We start from the raw sequence: 20,040 nt of genomic DNA, 5'->3' as shown, positions 1-20,040 counted from the left end.
GCAGGTCTCAAATACCCACCCACCGTATAGCGCAAAAACGATTTATTTACCTAGCACCGTGGCATATACCCGCTTAAAGCACGGCAGGCAGAGTCACAATGGCTTGCAAGCCACCATCGGGATGGTTTTCCAGGCTAAGCTCACCGCCATGGGCCTGAATGATATTGCGCGCGATGCCCAGCCCCAGCCCGTGACCATGGCTATTGCGCTGCCGGCCGTGCTCCAGCCGCACATAGGGATCAAACAGCGTTTTCAGCGATTCTTCCGGCACCCCCGGGCCATGATCGCGGATGATAATCACCCGCTTGCCCACGCCTTCCAGCACTTTCACTTCGGCGCGCTGGCCGTAATACAGCGCATTATCCAAGAGATTGCCAATCGCACGTTTCAGCGCCAACGGCTTGCCTTTCACCCGCAGGCCGCTGCGACTAAATGCCACTTCATGCCCAGCCAGCCGCGCATCACGCACCATCCGCCCCAGCATGGCATCAAGGCTGATCGCAGTGTGGTTTTCGTGAATATCGCTGTCTTTTACGCTTTGCAGCGCGCCTTTCACCATCATATCGAGCTCATCGAGATCTTCGTGAAACTCGGCGCGGGTGGCTTCATCATCCAGCATCTCGGTGCGTAATTTCAGGCGGGTGATGGGCGTGCGCAAATCGTGGCTAATCGCCGAAAAGAGTTTTTCCCGATCTTCTAGGTAGCGCACAATCCGCTCGCGCATGGCGGCAAACGCCTGCGCCGTGCGCACGAATTCAATACTGCCGGCCTCGGGCAACACCGGCGATTCGCCCCGGCCAAAGGCCTCAGCAGCATTGGAGAGTGCCGCCAGCGGGCCGGTAATCCAGCGCACCACCACCCAGCTCAACAGTAATACGGTACACAGCGTGACAAACTGCAGCAGCCAGCGCTCAGGCGGCAAGGGATTACTGTTATCCAGAAAAAACGGATCGGGCATCAACGTGGCCAGATACAGCCATTGTCCGGGCTCGATCTGCGCCTGAATCACCAGCACCGGCGCTGGGCGTGGCTGGGTGAGGATGGTATTGCGAATCCAGTGATCAGGTAGCTCCAGCATATGGGTGCCGGATTTATTCACCACCAGATCATCTGGCCAGGCAAACTGCACATCCAGCCCCAATAGCTGCGGCAGGCGGGCAGCAAAATCGGCGTGGATTTTCTGCGTGACCAAATCGGCCATGGGCTGCGGGCCAATACTTTGAAAATCAATCGCCGAATTATTGGTGCTAATAAAAAACCGCGTACCGCCGATTTCGCGCATCTGCTCAATCACCAGATGCCGGTAGGTGAGCGGTAGGCTCTGGAAATACTGAATCGCGCTGGCCGCGCCCGAAGACACCTGCAACGCCGCCTGCCCGACTTCCTGCTCGGATTTGGCCTGCAGATAGTTTGCCCAGATCAGATTGCCCAAGATTTGTGAGGCCAGCACGCCCAGAGTCATCACCAGCAAAAAGCGCGCTAACAGGCTCGCGGGCAACAGCCGCTCAAACCAGCGTGGCGCGCGGGAGCCCCAGCGCCGCTGCAAGCGCAGCCAGAAGCCGGGCGCTGGCGCTTCACTCACTTCGGCCGGTGGAGCCGGCCGGGCGCGGGAATCAGGCATTACTCTGGCTCACCTCGGCCGAAAGCACATAGCCCGCACCACGCACGGTTTTAATCAGGCTAGGCTGTTTGCCATTGTCGGAGAGGCGCTGGCGCAGGCGGCTAACCTGCACATCCAGCGAGCGATCCAGCGGACCAATATCGCGGCCACGGGTTTCTTCAGCCAGCTGGCTGCGATCCAAAATCTCGCCCGGATGCTCAAGGAAAAACTTCAACAGCTGAAAATCCAGCCCGGTAAGCTTCACCAGATCGCCGCTGGGCGACTGCAAAGTGCGCTCGACGGTATCAAGGGTAAAGCCGACAAACCGATAAAAGCGCCCACCGGTACTGACGGCGTCGAGCCCCGCGCGGCGGTGAATGGCCTTGATCCGCGCCAGCAATTCGCGCGGGTTATACGGTTTGGCAATGTAATCATCGGCGCCCAGCTCCAAGCCCACAATGCGGTCGGTGTCATCCGAGCTGGCGGTCAGCATAATGATCGGCACATTGCACTGTTTGCGCACAAACTGGCACAGCGCAAAACCATCGGTATCGGGCAGCATCACATCCAGAATCACCAGACTCAGCTCATCGCGATAACGCTCGAATTCCTGATAAAAACTCTCGCCATCGTGCGCCAGCCGCACATCATATTGGTTGCGCTCCAGATAAGCTTTGAGCAGCATCCGGGTTTTCTGGTCATCATCAACGATCAGGATTTTTCGGGTCGTCATTATTGTTCTCCTGAATATTCAGCGCCCGCACCATGGCGGCCATTCTTTGCTGGTTGTCGGCCACACTCAGGCCATCATCCAGATAAAACTTATGCACTTGCGCCACCACGGCGTCTTTAAATTTTTCATCACTGGCCATCCGGTGCACAAGGCTAGGAGCCTGCACCGCACTACCGCGATTAAAGGTCTGCCATGAATTGAGCGCACAGCGATCAAGCTGGCCTTGCTCGGCCCGTGACAAATCACGCCGCACCGTCACCGAGCCTTTCAGCCGGTTATAGCCATGCTGCACCGGCGGGCTTAGCAGCGCCTGTGCCATTTTTTCCTGCGTTTGCTGCTGCGAATAATCACCCGCAAACATCACCAGCGTATCCACACTATACAAATGCCAATTGGCCGTACCCGGCAAGGTGGTACAGACAAAATCCGTATCCAGCTTTTTGCCCAGCGCCTGCAATTCGCCTTTAAACCAATCGCCCATAATCACCATGCCCACCTGGCCATTAGCAAGTTGTTGCGCGATCTCGGTCCAGCTTTGCTCACGCGGGGTTTTGCCGCCATGCGCACGGATCTGCCGCAAGCGCTGCAAGGCATTCGCAAAGCGCACATCCAGATAGGCTTGCGGATTACGCTTTACAAATAGCTCACGGTAAAACGCCGGCCCGCCCTCGGCCAGCACCAGCGTTTCAAATAAAGTCGCCACTTGCCAGGGCTCGCTGCTCTGGCCAAAGGGCACCACATCGGCAGCGGCCAGCCGCAGCGCCGCGCGTTTCAGATCTTCGCTGCTGTGCGGCTCGGCAATGCCGAGCTTGCGAAACAGTTTCGCGTTGTAATACAGATTATTGATGCGATGCACGCCCAGCGGGGCAGCCACCACATGCTCGCGGTGCTGCAAAAGCTGATACACCGTGGGGCTCAGCGCCTTGCTCCAGCCCTGATAGCGAGCCACGGTATCTAGCTCTAAGATCAGCCCCAAATCAGCCCACTCGGCAATCGCCGGGCCAATCAGCTGCGCCACGGCGGGCTGCTTGCCGGCCAGCACACGGCTTTTCAATACCCGCATCGCGCCAATGCCACCACCACCGGGAATCGCTGCGTCATGCCAGTCTATGCGCTCATCGGCGAGGCGCTGTTGCAAAAACCGGGCGGCCGCACGCTCACTGGCCGAAGTCCACCAGTGCAACACGTCCAGCGATTCGGCAGCTTGCAGCGGCAAACTCAGCAGCAAGCCCAAGGCCAAGATTTTTGCTTTGTATTCAAACACCTGTTGTATACCCCACCCAGCGGCCAAACTATATCGTAAGCAAGACGACAAAATTGTAATAAAAGATCACAGACTCTTGCTAAACCCTAACACACTCGTGCGCCAAGCATTTCATTCCAATGCTTATTTTTGCTGAGTTTGCTGCCGGTCGCGATGCGGGCTTTCGTTAATATCTGTAACAGCCGCAGGAAAAGATTACGCCCCGACTTTCAATTAAATTGTTCAATATCAAATACATAGCCAATTCGACACGGTTTCATCAGCCTGTATTCGTGTCACAAAAATCGCCGTGCTACTTTGCCGACACCGTGGCAACAGATCACGGCAACCAAAGCGCCACCTTCATAACAACGGCGCGCACTGAGGATATATCGAACATGCAACATGCAAGCACAAAACTGCTGCTGGGCAGCCTTTTACTGGCCAGCACGCTGGCGCAAGCCGGCACTGTCACCATCGAATCTTGGCGGGTGGATGACAAGGCGCTGTGGGAAGACGTTTTGATCCCGGCTTTCCAAAAGAAAAACCCCGGCATTCAGGTTAAATTCGCCCCAACCGCCCCGACCGAATACGATTCATCACTGACCGCCCGCCTCACCGGCGGCACCGCAGGCGATCTGATCACCTGCCGCCCGTTTGATAAATCGCTGACGCTGTTTAAACAAGGCCAGCTGGAAAAACTCGACGGCAAAGCCGGCATGGAAAACTTCCCAGCGTCAGCCAAAGTGGCGTGGCAAACCGATGACGGCAAAGACACTTACTGTATGCCGATGGCCTCGGTGATTCACGGTTTCTTCTACAACAAGAAGATCTTCAAAGACCTGAATCTGAAAGAGCCAAAAACCCAGGCTGAATTCTTCGCTACGCTGGAAGCCCTGAAAAAAGCCGGCAAAGTGCCACTGGCGCTGGGGACTGCCGATCAATGGGAATCCAACCAGATCGTGTTCACCAGTATTGGTGCCAACTACTGGAAAGGCGAAGAAGGCCGTAAAGCGCTGATCGCCGGCAAAGCCAAATTCACCGACCCACAATTTGTGGCGGCGTGGGATCAGATGGCCAAATGGGGCCCGTATCTGAGTAAAGGCGCGTCAGCCCAAACTTATGCCGATAGCCAGAACTTGTTCGCCATGGGCAAAGCCGGCATCTACCCAGCCGGCTCATGGGATATCGCCTACTTCAACCAGCAAGGTCTGGATTTCGGCGCCTTCCCGCCGCCAGTGGCCAAAGCGGGCGACAAATGCCAAATTTCGGATCACACCGACATCGGTATGGGCGTAAATCCGAAAGGCAAAAACAAAGCCGACGCATATAAATTCCTCGCATGGCTCGGCTCGCAAGAGTTTGCAGATCTCTACACCAATAAAGTCACCGGCTTCTTCTCGCTGTCGAACCACCTGATTAGCGTGAAAGACCCCGTCGCCAAGCAAATGATCGATTGGCGCAAAACTTGCGGCTCCACCATCCGCCTGAACGCGCAGATTATGAATCGTGGCGAGCCAGCGATGGAAAACGAGCTGTGGAATGTGAGCTCGCAAGTCTTGAACGGCAAAATGGCGCCGAAAGACGCTGCGGCCAAAATCCAGACTGGTTTTGCCAAATGGTATAAACCGCAGCAGAAATAAGCAGGAAACCCCTGCTGGGTATAGCACTGCAATCATTATTGGTAGATTGTTGTAGCGCTATACCCACCCTCTCCTCCTCCTCGCTCATCCGCGAGCTGGCCGGCAGCAGCCTGCATGATCGCTTGTTGCCGGCCCTTTTTTTGTGCAAATTCGCTGCCGCAAGGCAGCCCAAGTTCGACCCAGGGAGCCTGCGATGAAACGCATGCCATGGCATATTGCCGTCTTTCTCGCCCCGGCCGTGCTGGTGTATTCGGTGTTCAGCGCTTTGCCGCTGCTCGATACCCTGCGGCTAGGTTTTTACGCCACCACCGATACCGGCAGCACCCATTTTGCCGGGCTTAGTAATTACCTGACCATCCTCACCGATCCGGCCTGGTCGGAATCGTTCTGGAATGCGATGTGGAATAACTGCAAGTTTTTCTTCATCCATTTGCTGATCCAAAACCCGATTGGCCTCGTACTCGCCACGCTGCTCTCGCTCAAGGGCCTCAAAGGCGCGCGTCACTATCGCACGCTGATTTTCCTGCCCACGCTCTTGTCGGTGGTGATCATTGGCTTTATCTGGCAGCTGATTCTGTCACCGCTGTGGGGCGTGTCCGAAGGCTTAATGGCCAAGGTGGGCCTGGCGGATTATTTCGCGCCGTGGCTGGGCCAGGAAAGCAGCGCGCTGATTACACTGGCGCTGATTTCGGTGTGGCAGTTTGTCGGCATTCCGATGATGCTGATTTACGCCGCGCTGCTGGCTGTGCCGGAAGACATCGTTGAGGCCGCCCATGTGGAAGGCGCTTCGGCGTGGCGCATTTTCTGGGAAATCAAACTGCCACTGATTTTGCCCACGTTGGGCCTCGTTACCATCCTAACCTTTGTCGGCAACTTTAATGCCTTTGATCTGATTTATTCGGTGAAAGGCGCGATCGCCGGCCCGAACTACAGCACCGATATTCTCGGCACGCTGTTTTACCGCACCTTCTTTGGCTACCAAAGCCAGGTTGGCAGCCCAACCATGGGCGCGGCCGTAGCCACGCTGATGTTTTTGGTCATCCTCGCCGGGGTGGGAACGTATTTCTATTTCGTGCAGCGCAAGCTGACACGTTACGAGCTGTGAGGCTGCGCGATGAAAACTCATAAAATCACCCAACCGCTCTCCAGTGCCGGCGTGCATCTGGTGCTGGGCGGCTACACGTTGTTGGCGCTGTTTCCGATCATTCTGATTTTGATTAATGCCTTTAAAAGTCGCGCCGGCATTTTTGACGACCCGCTGGCGCTGCCGAACGCGGAAACCTTCTTTATCGGCGGCTTTGAAAAGGTCTTGGCCAAGTCGCATTTCATGCTGTATTTCGGCAACAGCCTGACGGTCACGCTGATTTCATTGGCGCTGATTTTGCTATTTGGCGCCATGGCGGCCTGGGCACTGGCGGAATATAAATTCCGTGGCAATCGCCTGCTGGCGCTGTATCTGGCCATCGGCATTATGGTGCCCATTCGCTTGGGCACCGTGTCGATCCTAGAGCTGATTGTGAAGCTTGATCTGATCAACACCCTCACCGCGCTGATCTTGGTCTACACCGCGCAGGGCTTGCCGCTGGCAATCATGATTTTGAGCGAATTTATCGCCCAAATCCCGAAAGAGCTGAAAGAAGCAGCACGCTGCGATGGCGTGGGCGAATTCAAGATTTTCTTCCAGATCATCTTGCCGCTGATTCGCCCTGCGGTCGCGACGGTGGCGGTGTTTACCATGATTCCGGTGTGGAATGATCTGTGGTTCCCGCTGATTCTGGCGCCGGGTGAAGAAACCCAAACCGTCACGCTGGGCGTGCAGCAGTTTATCGGGCAGTACGTTACCGACTGGAATTCGGTGCTGGCTAGCCTCAGCCTGGCGGTGATTCCGGTGCTGATTATGTACATGATCTTCTCGCGCCAACTGATCCGCGGCTTGACCTCGGGCGCGGTGAAATAAGCGTGTTAGTGCCTGCGGCACGGCTGTTTACAGTCGCAATCCGCGACGGGGACTTCCTTTCTTTGCTTCGCCAAAGAAAGGAAGCAAAGAAAGTCGACCCGGGCGAAAAGCGCTCCGCGCTGCCCTTGCTTCGTCGTGAGCCAAACTACGTTTGTCTCACTCCTCGCCGCGGTTTTCGCTACACGGGATTCAAGCCCCAGCACAATCAGCGCATCACCAAGAACAGCTTTTGATGGGTATATCCATCAAGATCAATATGAATATAGCCTTCATGGCAATACCCCTTGAAGGTTGCAAGAGGAATTTAAATCATGGCCACAGTTAAACTCAATAACCTTTCCAAATCCTACGACGGCAAAGCCAAGGTCTTGGATGGCATTAACCTTGACATCAAACACGGCGAATTTGTGGTGCTGGTTGGCCCATCGGGCTGCGGCAAATCCACGCTGCTGCGCATGCTGTGTGGGCTGGAATCGATTACCGGCGGCGAATTATCGATTGGCGACACGGTGGTGAACGATCTGCCACCGGCCGAGCGCGGTATCGCGATGGTGTTTCAAAGCTATGCGCTGTACCCACACATGAGCGTGTACAAAAACATGGCCTTCGGCCTGAAAATCGCTGGCGAGAGCAAAAGCCAGATCGAGGCGCGCATTAAAAATGCCGCCAAAATTCTAAAAATCGATCACCTGCTCGAACGTCTGCCGCGCGAATTGTCGGGCGGCCAGCGCCAGCGGGTGGCGATTGGCCGTGCGATTGTGCGCGAGCCGAAACTCTTTCTATTTGACGAGCCACTCTCCAATCTGGACGCCGCCCTGCGCGTACAAACCCGCCTCGAAATCGCCAAACTGCACCGCGAACTCAACGCCACCATGGTGTATGTGACGCATGATCAGGTCGAAGCGATGACGCTGGGCGACAAAATCGTGGTGATGCACGACGGGCATATCCAGCAAGCCGGCACCCCGCTGGAGCTGTATCAGCAGCCGGCCAATCTATTTGTCGCTACCTTTATCGGTTCGCCGAAAATGAATTTGCTGCCAGCTGAAGTGCGGGCAGTCGAAGCCAATGGCGTGCGCCTGTGGCTCAAACAAGGCAAAGAGATTTTTGCCGAAGTGGATGGCAGTGGCCTGCAAGCGGGGCAAAACGTCACCGTTGGCATTCGTGCCGAGCATTTGCTGGAAGGCCAGCGCGCACAAACCGGCGCCAGCGAAGAATTCAATGGCAAGGTCAATCTGGTTGAGCATCTGGGCGAGGCCAACTACCTGTATCTGACGCTGGATAATGGCTGCGATCTGGTGGTGCGCGGCGATGGCGAGCGCGAGGTAGCGCTGGGGAGCGACATCAGCATCAGCGCGGCCAGCCAATCTTTTCATGTGTTTACGGCCGATGGCCAAGCACTGCGCCGGTTGCGCCCGGGGAATACCCGCTCATCACGGCAGCAGACAGTAGCCGCCTGACCAACGCGCTGGCAATGTAAAGCGGATCTGCCACACTGAAGTCATCCCATTGCTGGGGTTTCATCATGCGCGATCCGCTGCCCATTACCGAACAAGCGACCTTAGCCACCCGGCTGGCCGATTTGCACCGTGCCTGGCATTTGCAACCTGAAGCCGCGCGGCGCGCCTGCCTGCAATTGATTGATGAAGCCCGCAGCGCCCGCGAGCCGCGCATCCAGATTCAAGCCGCCGATTTGTACGGCAAAATCATGGATCACGAAGGTCAGGCTTTTGCCGCGCGCAATGTGCTTTACGAGGCCATCCAGCAGGCGCAGTCGCTGCATGAATTCGGGCTGGAAGCCCGCATTTACGAGCAAATTGGCCGCCTGCATTACACCCAGGGAGATTACCGCACCGCGCTGCAAAACTGGCAACAGGCGATTGAGCTGGCGCAGACCGAGCCCACTACCTGGATGCTGGCCAAAGTGGGGCTGGGGCAAATCTATGATGCGCTGGGTGATCCCGCCTCGGCGATTTTGCTGCATCAGGCCGCCGCTAGCCGCATTGGCGAGGTGGATGATCCCTATCTGGAAGCCAAAATCCGCATCAATCTGGGCGTAAACCTGCAAAAATGTCAGCGCCACAGCGAAGCACGGCAAGAGCTGCAGCGCGCGCTGGATTTATGCCTGGGCCCTTATCCCGATTACGCGGCCGAATCGCTGTTTCGCTTAGCCGAGATCGCCTTGGCCGAAAACGATTTGCCGCTCGCTCGCCAGCAACTGGAAAGCGCGCTCGATCTGGCACGGCAAGTGCATTACCAATGGGGCGAAGCCAATATCTACAGCACGCTAGCCGAGGTGTATGCGCGGCAGGAAGACTGGCTCACCGCGCTGGATTTGATTCAGGTGGGGCAGCAAATTGCGCTCACCAATAACTTCAACCACATCCTGATGCGCCAGCATTTGGCCGCGGCGCGTTATGCCGAGGCCTTATTTAATGCGCCACTGGCGCTGGCCGAGCTGAAAGACGGCTTTGCCTACCAGCAAAAAATCATCGAGCAAGCCCAGCCCGAGCAGCGCGCCGAGCTGGAAATGAAAACCGGCCTGCGCCCCAGTGTCAGCAGCCAGCTGATTCAGCTGGCCAATCACCATGATATCGAACACGGCAGCGAGGCCGAATTTCGCCAGCTGATTTGCACTGAGGCCTGCAGCATTTTGCAGCTCAGCCGCGCCAGCTGGTGGCTGCTGGGCGAGGATGGCCTCACCCCGCTACAGCAGCATGATAGCCTGAACCCCGATGCCCCCTTGCCGCCCGCATTAGGGCTGGCCGAGCTGGGGGCTGCCTACGCCGAGCTCAAAGCTAATCGGCTGCTGATCGCCCACGATGCGCTGCACCACCCGGAAGTCTGGACACTGGCCGAGCGATTTTTGCACCCGCGCCAAACGCTATCGATGCTGGCTCTGCCGGTGCGCAGTAGCCACCAGCATTGCATCTTGCTACTGGAACACGTGGGCGAGCAGCGCAACTGGATTCCTGATGAAATCATGCATGCCGGGCAAATCGCCGATATTGCGCTGCGCGCGCTGAATAATCACGAACGGCGGATTTTCCAGCGCGAAATCCGCGAGCTGAATCTGCGTCTCTTGGAAGCCAATGAAGCGCTGGAGCAACGCGTGCAACAGCGCACCGAAGAGCTGGCCCGCACCAATGCCGAGCTGCAACAAGCGATGGCCAAGTTAGTGCAAAGCGAAAAACTCGCCGCGCTCGGCAGTCTGGTGGCCGGGATTGCCCATGAGCTAAATACCCCGCTAGGCGCTGCGCTCACTTGCGCCACCGCGCTGCATAGCGAAAGCGATTTAACACGGGGCCTACTCGAGAGCGGCAATCTGAAAAAAACCGAGCTCAATGATTTTCTGCTCACTGCCCATAGCAGCAGCGACATTATCGAGCGCAATATTCGCCGCGCCAGCGGCTTGGTAGCGCAATTCAAACAAGTGGCGGTGGATACCGATAGCGAACGGCGACGGCAATTTGGGCTCGCCGAGCTCGCGCGCGAAGTGGTCATGATGCTGCGGCCGCATATTGATGCGGCGCGGGTCGATGTAGAGCTGCAATTGCCGGAAGATCTGCTGCTGGATAGTTACCCCGGCCCGCTGGAGCAAGTATTGAGTAATCTGTTGCAAAATAGCCTGCTGCATGGCTTTGGCGAACAAGGGCATGGGCAGATCCGGCTGTATCTGGCCCAGCGTGATCACCAGCAATGCCAACTGATTTTTGAAGACAATGGCGCCGGCATCGCCAGCGAACATCTGAAGCGGGTTTTTGATCCATTTTTCACCACCCGACTGGGCCAGGGTGGCAGCGGGCTGGGGCTGTATATTGTCTACAACCTGGTCACTGGCCAGCTGGGCGGGGAGCTCAGCGTCAGCAGCGAGGTGGGCGTGTACACGCGCTTTACTCTCACTTTACCGCTATGCGCACCAAATACCCAGGACAGTATCGCCCTACAGGCCATCATTTAAATAACCCACAGGGCAATACCCCTAGTCAACAATCATAGTGACCGCGATAGGCAGCTCGCTTTCGATCGCCTCGCCATTACGGCGGGCCGGCTCGAAACGCCAGTTGTCGAGTATCTGCTGCGTCACCGACTCATCAATCAGCGGATTGCCACTGCCCTGCTGCACTGTCACCCGCAGCGCCCGCCCCTGCGCACTCACGCGAATCAGCACCACCACCCGCCCCTGCAGGGCCTGCTCGGTCTGGCGCAAACGGCGCGGCACCTTGATCGGTGGATTACGCAATTGCGGGCCCTGCGCACTGGCCGGGCGATCATCGCCGCCGCTCGCGCGCTCGCCCGTGGCCGCAGCTTGACTACGCGGTGCGTCCACCGGCGCAGGCGCCGCCGGCTGATTATTGCTACTGGCGCCCGCTGCGCTCAGCCCCGGTTTGGCCACAGGCTCTGGCAAGGCAGGCGCGGCTGGTGGGGCCGATTTCAGCGCCAGCAACGCAGGATTGAGCGGCCTGATTGGCTGCTGTGCCGGAGCGGAGATTGCCTGAGGCGCAGCAGCGGCGATGGGCTGCGCAGGCCGCGGGTGGGGTACTGGCGCCGGGCGCGCAGCAGCAGATCGCGCCGCTGCTTGCGGGGCGGGGGCGGCCAACATCACCACCACCGCCGCACTGGCTGATTCAGCCGGCGCGGGCAGCAGCCGGCCTTGCCAGCTGGGCAATAAGCCCAGCAGCAGGCCGTGTACCAGCAGCGACAGCAGCAAAATCCAGCCCCAACGTCCGGGCATCGCGCCCTCCCCGTTTGCTCGCCACCGATGTGATGGCGCGAAAGCCAGCATTTTACCTGCCCGCAGCGGCGGTCGGGCGTTTGCGCCGCCACAACAGCAGGCCCAACACTGCCAACGCCACATTCGCCGCCGCGGCGCTGGCCAGGATCAGGTCACGGTTGCTCTTGCCCAGCCCATCCAGCCAATGCCATTTATGCAAATAGGCAAACAGCCAGCCCTCGAAGCGATCGGCATCTTCCACGCGCGTGGAGAAAGTACCGGTAGCCGGCTCGATATACCAGCTGCTATTGGCCGCATTGTCCAGATCCACCCGATACACCGGCAGGCGTTTCTGGAAAAACCCATACTCGCCGCCAAAGCGCTCGATCAGCTGCACCTGTTTCACGGGCCCAACCAGCTCACCACGCTGCACCTGGCGCACCAGCTCGCCCGCATGCACAAGCGCAAGGCCCGGCTGCGCCATACCGTGTGCATCCAGATAAATCGGCAAGGCACTGTTTGACGCGGCTGGCGCGTGGTGTTGATGCCCACCCGCCGCCGGCTGAGCATTTTTCGCTGGCTTGGCCCGCTCTTGCAACCAATACGCCTGGCCCTGCACATTCACGGCCGTTAAGCCGGCAGTCTGGGCCGGCAGATGATGCAGCTCGGGCAGCACCGCAAGCGGTTTGGGGCTGGCTGCCACATAGGGTGCGCGCTGCAACCATAAATGCGTCAGCCCTGAAGCGGTGAGCACGATACCGGCCAAGCCCAGCACCACGCCCAGGCCACGGTGCCAGCGGCGTAAAGGTTTTTGCCCGGCTTTGAGCGTACCTTTTTGCCAGCGCAACACATACATCGCCAGCCCGCCCGCCATGCTGGCTAGCACCAGCACCAGCAGCACGGTAATGCCGACGCGTTTGACTGGCTCGCTAGCCCAGCTCCAGGTGTGCAGCAGCGAAAATACTGGCATCAGCGTGCGTTTGGTGCGATCCGACAAACTCGCTAGCCGCCGCCCTTCGGTATCGACAAAGGCCACCATGCCATCCGCGCGGGCAAACTCCACCCGCCAGACCGGTAAGATTTTGTTAATCGCCGGATAGCTGCGGCTAAATTCATACACCGGCGTCAGCTGGCGCACCGGGCTGTGCGCATCACCCACCAGGGCCCGCGCCAAGCGTTCGGCTTCTTGCGCATCGGCCTGTGGCAATTGGGCGCCGCTGCGCGCATCAAACCACAGCCCCTGCGCTTGCCCCGGCTGTCCAATACGCCAGGCCGGGGTCTCCCCCAGCATACGCAAGCGCACTGATTGAATCGGCCCAGCCGGCAAGGCCAGCTGCGCCAGCGGCACTGGCTGCAAGTCGGCCGGCAAGGCCGCGGCGGGCGGCAAAGGCTGCACGGTCGGCGTTAGCGCCGACATAATCGGGTGCAACACCCCGGTCAGCCCCCAAGCCAGCACGGCCAAGCCAGCCACCCAGGCCAGCTTGCGATGCCAGCGCGTTAGCCAGCCCAGCGCCGAGCCGGCCGCCCGTGGCGGGCGCAGCGCGGCATCCAGCGTCAGATCATCGCGCTTCATTGCCCGCCTCCTTGGCTTTTACTGCCAAAGGCATAGCTTAGGCCGACAAAGAAGGTGCGCGGCGCGCCCGGGCTGTAGCTGTCTTGCGTGTTGCCATTGCGCTCGCCTACGCCTTTGTAGCTGGAAGACGCGATCTCGGCGTAATGCTCGTCAGTGAGATTGAGCGCCTGCGCCCATAGTGTCCAATCTTGCCAGCGGTATTCGCCGCGCAGATTAAACAGCGTATGCCCGCCGTAGCGCACATTATTGGCGTTATTCATCCAGTAGCCGCCCACATAGGCCGTTTCCAGCGCCAGGCGCAGATTGGCATTGGGCTGGAAAGCCACTTCCAGCGTGCCCTGCCAGCGCGGGGCGGCCGGAATATCTTTGCCGGCGTAGTTTTCCTGCGGCGACGGCTGGTATTGCTGATAGATGTGGCGCGCATACTGGCCCGCCAGACGGGCACTCCACTGCGCAGTAGCGGCCCAATCCAGACCCAGCTCCAGCCCTTCATGGCGGGTTTTACCGGCATTACGCGGCTCGGATTTACCCGGCACGATGGTGTAGGTCACCAGCTCATCCTGCCCATCCAGCCGATACAGCGCGGCATCGACTTTCAGATTGGCCAGCGCCTGCCAGCGCGCGCCCAGCTCGAACTGATCAAAGGTGGCCGATTGCAGATCGGGTACAGTGGCGCTGCTAAACAGCGAGCCCACTTCCGGCGGGGTAAAGCCCCGGCTGTAACCCCCGTAAACAAAGAGATTATTCGCTGCTTCCCAGGTCAGGCCCAGCTTAGGCGAAGTGCTGGCAAACGACTGGCTTTGCGAAGCCGCACCCGTGGTGGCCGAAGGGGTTAGATTATTGGTGAAGTCATACACCACTCGGTCGTAGCGCAGCGCGCCATTGATCGCCCAGCCAGTGCCCAGTGGGTAGCTGGCATCGGCAAACACCGCCTGATTGCCGAGATCCACATGGTAATCGCGACGCACGCTGCCGGTTTTGTAGCTGAGGTATTTGCCGGTTTTCGGGTCGCGCACGATGGATAAATTCACCTCGCGCTGATCATTCGGGCTTTGCTCCAGCAGGCCGCCGACAGTGAGCTTCAAATCGCCCCACTGCTGGCGATGAAAGGCACTCAGCCCCAGCGAGGTAAAGGTGTTATCGGTGGTACGGCCGCTCGCCGAGCTAGGGCCGGTATTGAAAATCAGATAACTCGGCAATTGGTAAGTGCTGTTATCGCGGTAATACACGGTGGCGCTGGTGAGGCCGCCGGCATTAAGCTCGCCTTCCAGCCCGGTGCTGACGCGCAGCGCCTCAACCTGCCGGGTGGTAAAGGTTTGGTAGGAATAGCCAGGGCGGGTCTGGTAATCGCTTTCGTTCAGGCTGCCGGGCATATCGGTATCGAGCTTGGAATAGGTCAGCACCGATTTCCAGCGCAGCTCATCGCTGAGCCAGTGATCTAGCCGCGCGGTCAGGCCGGTTTTATCCATGCTGTTGTAGTCTTGCCAGCTGTCGCCACGCGTGGCTTGATAGCCGGTGATACGCACGCCGGTATCGCCCCAGGAATTAGATACCCCAAGGTCTGCACGCCGATACCCCTCGCTACTTCCTTGCACGGCGGCCTTGGCCGTGAGGTGAGCGCTGGGCGCTGCCGTGGTGAAATTCACCGCGCCACCCACCGCATTGCTGCCATACAGGCTCGAGGCGGGGCCCTTTACCACTTCAATGCCGTCGCTGCCGGTCAGGTTGACTTCGTACAGCGCATTGTGGTTGAAAATACCCACTGGGCGAATCGGCACCCCGTCTTCCAGATACTGATACACCGCCGAATAGCTCATCGGCTGGCGAATCGACATATTGTGCTGCTCATTGCCCAGATCGGTCATGTGCACGCCGGGGATTTTATCCAGCACTTGACCGATAAAGGTGGGCTTGGTGTCTTCGATGGTTTTGGCATTCACCTTGCCCACCGCGACGGGGGCTTTGGCTAAAGGCGTGGCTTCACGGGTGGCCGTCACCACGATTTCTTCCAGCGGCGTTGCCGCGGCTGGAGCTGGCTCGCTGGCCAGGGTGAAAGGGGAAAAGGTGGCCAGCACGGCGCAGGCCAGGGGGCGCAAGGCCCAGTTTGGAGTTATAGACATACGATTTCCTATCCATCTGGCGCACGCACGGCAGCCAGATTCAAGCCCCGCGCACAGCGGAGCCATGAATAAAGTGCAGCACGCTCAGTGCTGCGCGAACAGATCAGTAGGAAATCAGCGGGGGGCCACGCGGTGGCGGCGGGATCGCGCGCGTGAGCGGCGAGCGATGGCTGAGCGCTAGGCTCGCCACCGGCAGAGTTGGCGCTGGCACCAGCGCCAGGAGAGTCAGCGCCGGCGGTGGCGCCAGTGCATGCAGGCTGGCCACCGAGCACAGCGCACATTTCACCAGAATTTTGGCTTCGCCCGCGCCGCCCTGCGCCGGGCTTCCCTCACCCTGCATGGCCGTGGGCTGCGGGCCGGTGCCACACCAGGCCAGCGGCACGCCCGCATCCATCGCCGCGGCATGCGCGAACGGCAGCAGCAATTGCGCCAGCATGGCCAGTAAAGCCAAGGCATGGGCAAAGCGCCAACGAGGATGGAAAACAGTCAGGGCTGACACGGGTGAGCAAGATGCAAAATCAATGTGCCGGCGATCATAGCGTAAATATTCACGCCAAACCTTTCGCCAAACCAACAGCAGTAACTGGCCCACATTTTCCCCGCGCCGAGCCATCGCAGCGGCTAGACTGAAACCATCATCAGCTAAGGAAGCGCAATGCCTCGCCCGCGTTTCGAGCGCCCTTCGTGGCGGCAACTCTGGCAAAGCAGCAGCCTCGCTCAAATCCGCCGGGCCTACTGGCTGCAGGATGCCATGGCGGGCCTCAGTGTCTGCGTGGTGCTGATCCCGGCCTGTGTGGCCTACGCCGATCTGGCCGGCATGCCCGCACAAAGCGGGCTGTATACTGCCCTGGCCGGTATGCTGGTGTATGCGATCTTGGGTAGCTCGCGCTTGGTGATCGTCGGGCCGGATGCTGCGATTGCCCTCTTGGTCACCGCCGCAATTGCCCCGCTGGCGCAGGGCAACCCCGCCGAATATGTGCGCCTGGCAGCCGAGCTGGCGCTGCTGGTGGGGCTCTTGATGCTGATCGCCGCCAAGGCCCGCTTGGGCGCCATGGCCGATCTGTTGTCCAAGCCGGTGCTACTGGGTTTTATGAATGGCGCGGCCTGTATTCTGATCGCCAGCCAGCTGGGCAAACTCACCGGCCTTAGCCTCACCGAAGACGCGTTTTTCCCCCGCGTAGCGCAATGGGTGCAGCTGCTGCCCACAGCCCAGGACACCACGGTGATTGTGGGCCTGATCTCGATGGCTTTGCTGCTGCTCTTGCGGCTGGTGGTGCCCGGCGTACCGGGCGCGATTGTGCTGTTTGCGCTGGCGATCCCCACTGCTTATTTTTTGCGGCTGGGCGAACACGGCGTGGCGCTGCTGGGGCGGCTGCCGCAAGGTTTGCCCGCGCTGGTGCTGCCGTTTACCAGCCTGCAGGAAATCGCCCAGCTCTTACCCGCCGCGGCCGGGATTGCGCTGTTGGCCATGCCTGAAGGCATCTTGCTCGCCCGCGCATTTGCGCGCAAACACCACGACGACATCAACCCCAATCGCGAATTACTGGCGCTGGGCTTGGCCAATATGGCCGCCGCCTGCGCGCAGGGTTTTGCACTGGGCGCCAGCCAATCACGCACGGCGATTAACGATGCCGCCGGCGTGCGCTCGGTGTTGTCCGGGCTGGTAGCGGCCGGCTGTTTGCTGCTGTTTTTGCTGCTGTTGTCCGATAGCCTGCGTTATTTACCGGTGTGTAGTTTGTCGGCACTGCTGATTGTGGCGGGGCTGAATCTGATTGATGTGGCCAGCTGGCGTGAAATGTATCGGCTCGATCGTACCGCCGCCCTGTTCTCGTTAATCACCACCGCCGGGGTGCTGATTGTGGGGGTATTGCCCGGTATCATAGTTGGAATCTTGCTTTCGCTGGCATACCTCATTCAATTTATGGCCCGCCCCTTTGATGCGGTGCTGTGTTCAGTCTCTGGGCGCAAAGGTTTTCATGACGTCACCGAGGCGGAGCTAACGGGCGAATCGCGCTATCTGCAGGGACTGTTGGTGTATCGCTTTTATGCGCCACTGCTGTTTGCCAACGGGGGGTTTTTTGTTGAGCGCATTAGTGCGCTAGTGGCGGCCGATGGCGATACACGCTGGGTACTGATTGATGCGCAAGCGATTACCTTTCTGGATGTCACCGCCGCCGAGCAATTGCTCACCCTTAATCGCCTGCTGGAAGAGGCCGAAATCGACCTTAAATTTGCCCGCTGCAACCGCCCACTACGCGAAGCACTGGATCGCTACGGCGTCACCGCGGCGATTGGCGCCGATAGTTTTTACAGCCATGTGCACGATGCTCTGGCGGATTACCGCAGCCTGTATCCCGATGTAACCCACGAGCCGGTGAGCCTGTGGGATGGCGTCGAGCGGCGGCGTAGCTGACACGCCAATCAAACAGTAATTCCTTATTTACAACAGTGACTTGGATTATTTAGCCAAGCGGCAGCATCGGCCTACAATCATCCCGTTTCTGACCAAAAAAGCAAAATACATGTTGGCAGAAATCACTACGCCGTCAGTTTCACGGCGGCGTGTTAATTAAACAGGATGGAGAAGACCTATGCACTCACGCATTACCGCTCTGCTGGCGGGGCTATTGCTCGCCGCCAGCGTTCACGCGGCCAGCTGGCAAGAAGGCACCAGCTACAGCGCCGGCACCGTCGTGGATTACAATGGCAAAACCTACACCGCACTGGTGCGCCACACCGCCTACGCCGGCGCAGGCTGGAATCCGGCCAGTACGCCAACGCTGTGGAAAGAAGGCGGCAGCAGCACGACCCCTGCCACACCAGTACCAACCCCGACGCCTACCGCCACACCAAACCTACCTACACCAACACCAATGCCAACCCCTGTTGGCGATTGGGCCTGTGAAATTGGCGCTACCCCACCGCCAACTGGCTACTGCGTAATCTGGTATACCCCGAAACCTAAACCTAGCACGGCCCCGAGCGCACCAAGCTGGGATAAAACCGCTGTTTACACCGGCGGTAGCCGAGTGCTGTATAACGGAGCGCTTTACGAGGCCAAATGGTGGACGCAAGGTGATGTGCCAGGCGGCGCGGAATGGGGACCATGGAAATTGGTGAGTGCAGCTACAGCAACACCATACGTTTCACCAAGCCCGACGCCATGGGTATCGCCAAGCCCCACGCCGATCGTAACATTAACACCATGCCCAATGCCGACCCCACCGCTCCCGTCGCCCGACTATATTGCGGAACCCGTGTATGACGCCGCGGGTTCCTGCGTGATCGCGTGGAAACTTAAGCCAAGAAACACACCAACCCCAGAAGTGCCCCCAACCCCGACGCCCGTGGTGACCACGAGCCCAACACCAACCCCAAGCATCTCGCCAGCCCCCGCGAACGACAAACTGCTGGTCGGTTATCTGCACGCCAGCTTTGCCAATGGCTCGGGCTATATCCGCATGAATGATGTGTCGGATAAATGGGACTTTATCAATCTGTCGTTTGCCGAGCCGACCTCATCCACCAGTGGTGAAGTGGCATTCAAGCTCTGCCCATCGACCGAATGCCCGAATGTCGAATCAGAAGCCGACTTTATTGCCGCGATTAAGGCCAAACAGGCCAAAGGCAAAAAAGTGCAGATTTCGATTGGCGGCGCTAACGGTCAGGTTCGCCTCGAAACCACCGCCGCCAAAGATGCCTTTGTGCGCTCGGTGGCGGCCATCATCGATAAATATGGCCTCGATGGCCTGGATGTCGATTTTGAAGGGCATTCATTGCAACTGAATGCCGGCGACAACGACGTGGCTAACCCGAAAGCACCGGTGATTGTGAATCTGATTGCCGCGCTGAAAGAGCTGAAAGCCAAATACGGCAGCAAATTCACGCTGACCATGGCGCCAGAGACATTCTTTGTGCAGTTAGGCTATAGCTTCTACGGCGGCACTTGCTCGGGTTGCGATACCCGCGCCGGGGCTTACCTGCCGGTGATCTACGCGCTGCGCAATGATCTGACGCTGTTACACGTGCAGGATTACAACTCCGGCCCGATCACCGGTCTGGATGGCGTGTATCACACCATGGGCAATGCCGACTTCCACGTGGCGATGACCGATATGCTGCTAAAAGGCTTTAAAGTCGCGGGCACTAGCTTTATGTTCCCCGCGCTGCGCCCTGATCAGATCGCCATCGGCCTGCCAGCCAATGCCAATGCCGGCGGCGGCTTTACCACCGTGGGCGATGTACACACTGCACTCGATTGCCTGATGAAAGGCACGAACTGCGGCAGCTACAAACCGGGCGCCACATACCCGGGCCTGCGTGGTTTGATGACCTGGTCGATCAACTGGGACAAATTCAATAATTTTGAATTCAGCACTCAGCACCGCGCTTATTTCGACAAACTGCCTAAATAAGCCGTATTAAGCCCTGACCAACGCCCCGACCTCGGGGCGTTT

General features: G+C 58.8%; 14 protein-coding genes. 7 read left to right on the top strand and 7 right to left on the bottom strand.

Annotation, left to right across the window (positions count from 1 at the left end; genetic code table 11):
- Nucleotides 1-73 precede the first annotated feature (73 nt).
- Genes QV747_RS13700 through QV747_RS13690 form a run of 3 tightly spaced genes read right to left on the bottom strand, consistent with a single transcriptional unit; the run spans nucleotide 74 to nucleotide 3,597 of the window.
- Nucleotides 74-1,621, bottom strand: coding sequence for an ATP-binding protein (locus QV747_RS13700; RefSeq protein WP_028449928.1), 1,548 nt, complete (start codon nucleotides 1,619-1,621; stop codon nucleotides 74-76).
- The gene (locus tag QV747_RS13695; protein ID WP_028449929.1) at nucleotides 1,614-2,333 is read right to left on the bottom strand and encodes a response regulator; all 720 of its coding nucleotides are present in this window, start codon (nucleotides 2,331-2,333) and stop codon (nucleotides 1,614-1,616) included. Before QV747_RS13695 ends, QV747_RS13700 begins: the two co-directional genes overlap by 8 nt.
- The gene (locus tag QV747_RS13690) at nucleotides 2,305-3,597 is read right to left on the bottom strand and encodes an ABC transporter substrate-binding protein (RefSeq protein ID WP_231550484.1); all 1,293 of its coding nucleotides are present in this window, start codon (nucleotides 3,595-3,597) and stop codon (nucleotides 2,305-2,307) included. The genes QV747_RS13695 and QV747_RS13690 overlap by 29 nt, the downstream gene beginning before the upstream one ends.
- 377 nt (nucleotides 3,598-3,974) lie before the next feature.
- On the opposite strand from QV747_RS13690, the gene QV747_RS13685 reads away from it, so the two are divergent.
- From QV747_RS13685 to QV747_RS13665, 5 genes are all read left to right on the top strand, one after another.
- Nucleotides 3,975-5,219, top strand: coding sequence for an ABC transporter substrate-binding protein (locus QV747_RS13685; RefSeq protein ID WP_028449930.1), 1,245 nt, complete (start codon nucleotides 3,975-3,977; stop codon nucleotides 5,217-5,219).
- Between the two features lie 193 nt (nucleotides 5,220-5,412).
- Entirely contained in the window at nucleotides 5,413-6,324 is a 912-nt protein-coding gene (locus tag QV747_RS13680) for a carbohydrate ABC transporter permease (protein ID WP_273429959.1), read from the top strand.
- A gap of 9 nt (nucleotides 6,325-6,333) precedes the next feature.
- On the top strand, nucleotides 6,334-7,176 hold the full coding sequence (locus QV747_RS13675; protein ID WP_273429957.1) for a carbohydrate ABC transporter permease: 843 nt from the start codon (nucleotides 6,334-6,336) through the stop codon (nucleotides 7,174-7,176).
- A gap of 311 nt (nucleotides 7,177-7,487) precedes the next feature.
- Nucleotides 7,488-8,636 carry an ABC transporter ATP-binding protein gene (locus QV747_RS13670; protein ID WP_273429955.1) on the top strand — a complete coding sequence of 383 codons (1,149 nt, stop codon included), beginning with the start codon at nucleotides 7,488-7,490 and terminating at the stop codon, nucleotides 8,634-8,636.
- 65 nt (nucleotides 8,637-8,701) lie between these two features.
- Nucleotides 8,702-11,137 (top strand): ATP-binding protein, encoded by a 2,436-nt coding sequence (locus QV747_RS13665; protein WP_273429953.1) that lies wholly within the window; start codon nucleotides 8,702-8,704, stop codon nucleotides 11,135-11,137.
- A 21-nt stretch (nucleotides 11,138-11,158) separates the two neighbouring features.
- Here QV747_RS13665 and QV747_RS13660 read toward each other — a convergent pair whose 3' ends face one another.
- The 4 genes from QV747_RS13660 to QV747_RS13645 form a co-directional block, all read right to left on the bottom strand.
- Nucleotides 11,159-11,911, bottom strand: a complete 753-nt coding sequence (locus QV747_RS13660; RefSeq protein ID WP_273429951.1) for an energy transducer TonB — start codon at nucleotides 11,909-11,911, stop codon at nucleotides 11,159-11,161.
- A 52-nt stretch (nucleotides 11,912-11,963) separates the two neighbouring features.
- Nucleotides 11,964-13,463, bottom strand: a complete 1,500-nt coding sequence (locus QV747_RS13655; RefSeq protein ID WP_273429949.1) for a PepSY domain-containing protein — start codon at nucleotides 13,461-13,463, stop codon at nucleotides 11,964-11,966.
- Nucleotides 13,460-15,583, bottom strand: coding sequence for a TonB-dependent receptor (locus tag QV747_RS13650; protein WP_273429948.1), 2,124 nt, complete (start codon nucleotides 15,581-15,583; stop codon nucleotides 13,460-13,462). Before QV747_RS13650 ends, QV747_RS13655 begins: the two co-directional genes overlap by 4 nt.
- A 103-nt stretch (nucleotides 15,584-15,686) precedes the next feature.
- Complete coding sequence (locus tag QV747_RS13645; RefSeq protein WP_273429946.1) at nucleotides 15,687-16,082, bottom strand: DUF2946 family protein; 396 nt, start codon at nucleotides 16,080-16,082, stop codon at nucleotides 15,687-15,689.
- Nucleotides 16,083-16,238: 156 nt separating this feature from the next.
- On the opposite strand from QV747_RS13645, the gene QV747_RS13640 reads away from it, so the two are divergent.
- A complete protein-coding gene (locus QV747_RS13640) occupies nucleotides 16,239-17,996 on the top strand; it encodes a SulP family inorganic anion transporter (protein ID WP_273429944.1) in 1,758 nt (585 codons plus the stop codon).
- A 178-nt stretch (nucleotides 17,997-18,174) separates the two neighbouring features.
- Nucleotides 18,175-19,998 carry a chitinase gene (locus QV747_RS13635; RefSeq protein ID WP_273429942.1) on the top strand — a complete coding sequence of 608 codons (1,824 nt, stop codon included), beginning with the start codon at nucleotides 18,175-18,177 and terminating at the stop codon, nucleotides 19,996-19,998.
- Nucleotides 19,999-20,040 lie beyond the last annotated feature (42 nt).

This window comes from uncultured Chitinibacter sp. (assembly GCF_945957625.1).
Classification (GTDB): domain Bacteria; phylum Pseudomonadota; class Gammaproteobacteria; order Burkholderiales; family Chitinibacteraceae; genus Chitinibacter; species Chitinibacter tainanensis.
This window is presented reverse-complemented; position numbering and strand designations above follow the sequence as displayed.

What these genes read in the sequence shown, in the direction of transcription:
- QV747_RS13700 (WP_028449928.1), bottom strand. Translation starts at nt 1,621, where the DNA reads ATGCCTGATTCCCGCGCCCGGCCGGCTCCACCGGCCGAAGTGAGTGAA.
- QV747_RS13695 (WP_028449929.1), bottom strand. Translation starts at nt 2,333, where the DNA reads ATGACGACCCGAAAAATCCTGATCGTTGATGATGACCAGAAAACCCGG.
- QV747_RS13685 (WP_028449930.1), top strand. Translation starts at nt 3,975, where the DNA reads ATGCAACATGCAAGCACAAAACTGCTGCTGGGCAGCCTTTTACTGGCC.
- QV747_RS13680 (WP_273429959.1), top strand. Translation starts at nt 5,413, where the DNA reads ATGAAACGCATGCCATGGCATATTGCCGTCTTTCTCGCCCCGGCCGTG.
- QV747_RS13675 (WP_273429957.1), top strand. Translation starts at nt 6,334, where the DNA reads ATGAAAACTCATAAAATCACCCAACCGCTCTCCAGTGCCGGCGTGCAT.
- QV747_RS13670 (WP_273429955.1), top strand. Translation starts at nt 7,488, where the DNA reads ATGGCCACAGTTAAACTCAATAACCTTTCCAAATCCTACGACGGCAAA.
- QV747_RS13665 (WP_273429953.1), top strand. Translation starts at nt 8,702, where the DNA reads ATGCGCGATCCGCTGCCCATTACCGAACAAGCGACCTTAGCCACCCGG.
- QV747_RS13660 (WP_273429951.1), bottom strand. Translation starts at nt 11,911, where the DNA reads ATGCCCGGACGTTGGGGCTGGATTTTGCTGCTGTCGCTGCTGGTACAC.
- QV747_RS13655 (WP_273429949.1), bottom strand. Translation starts at nt 13,463, where the DNA reads ATGAAGCGCGATGATCTGACGCTGGATGCCGCGCTGCGCCCGCCACGG.
- QV747_RS13650 (WP_273429948.1), bottom strand. Translation starts at nt 15,583, where the DNA reads ATGTCTATAACTCCAAACTGGGCCTTGCGCCCCCTGGCCTGCGCCGTG.
- QV747_RS13640 (WP_273429944.1), top strand. Translation starts at nt 16,239, where the DNA reads ATGCCTCGCCCGCGTTTCGAGCGCCCTTCGTGGCGGCAACTCTGGCAA.
- QV747_RS13635 (WP_273429942.1), top strand. Translation starts at nt 18,175, where the DNA reads ATGCACTCACGCATTACCGCTCTGCTGGCGGGGCTATTGCTCGCCGCC.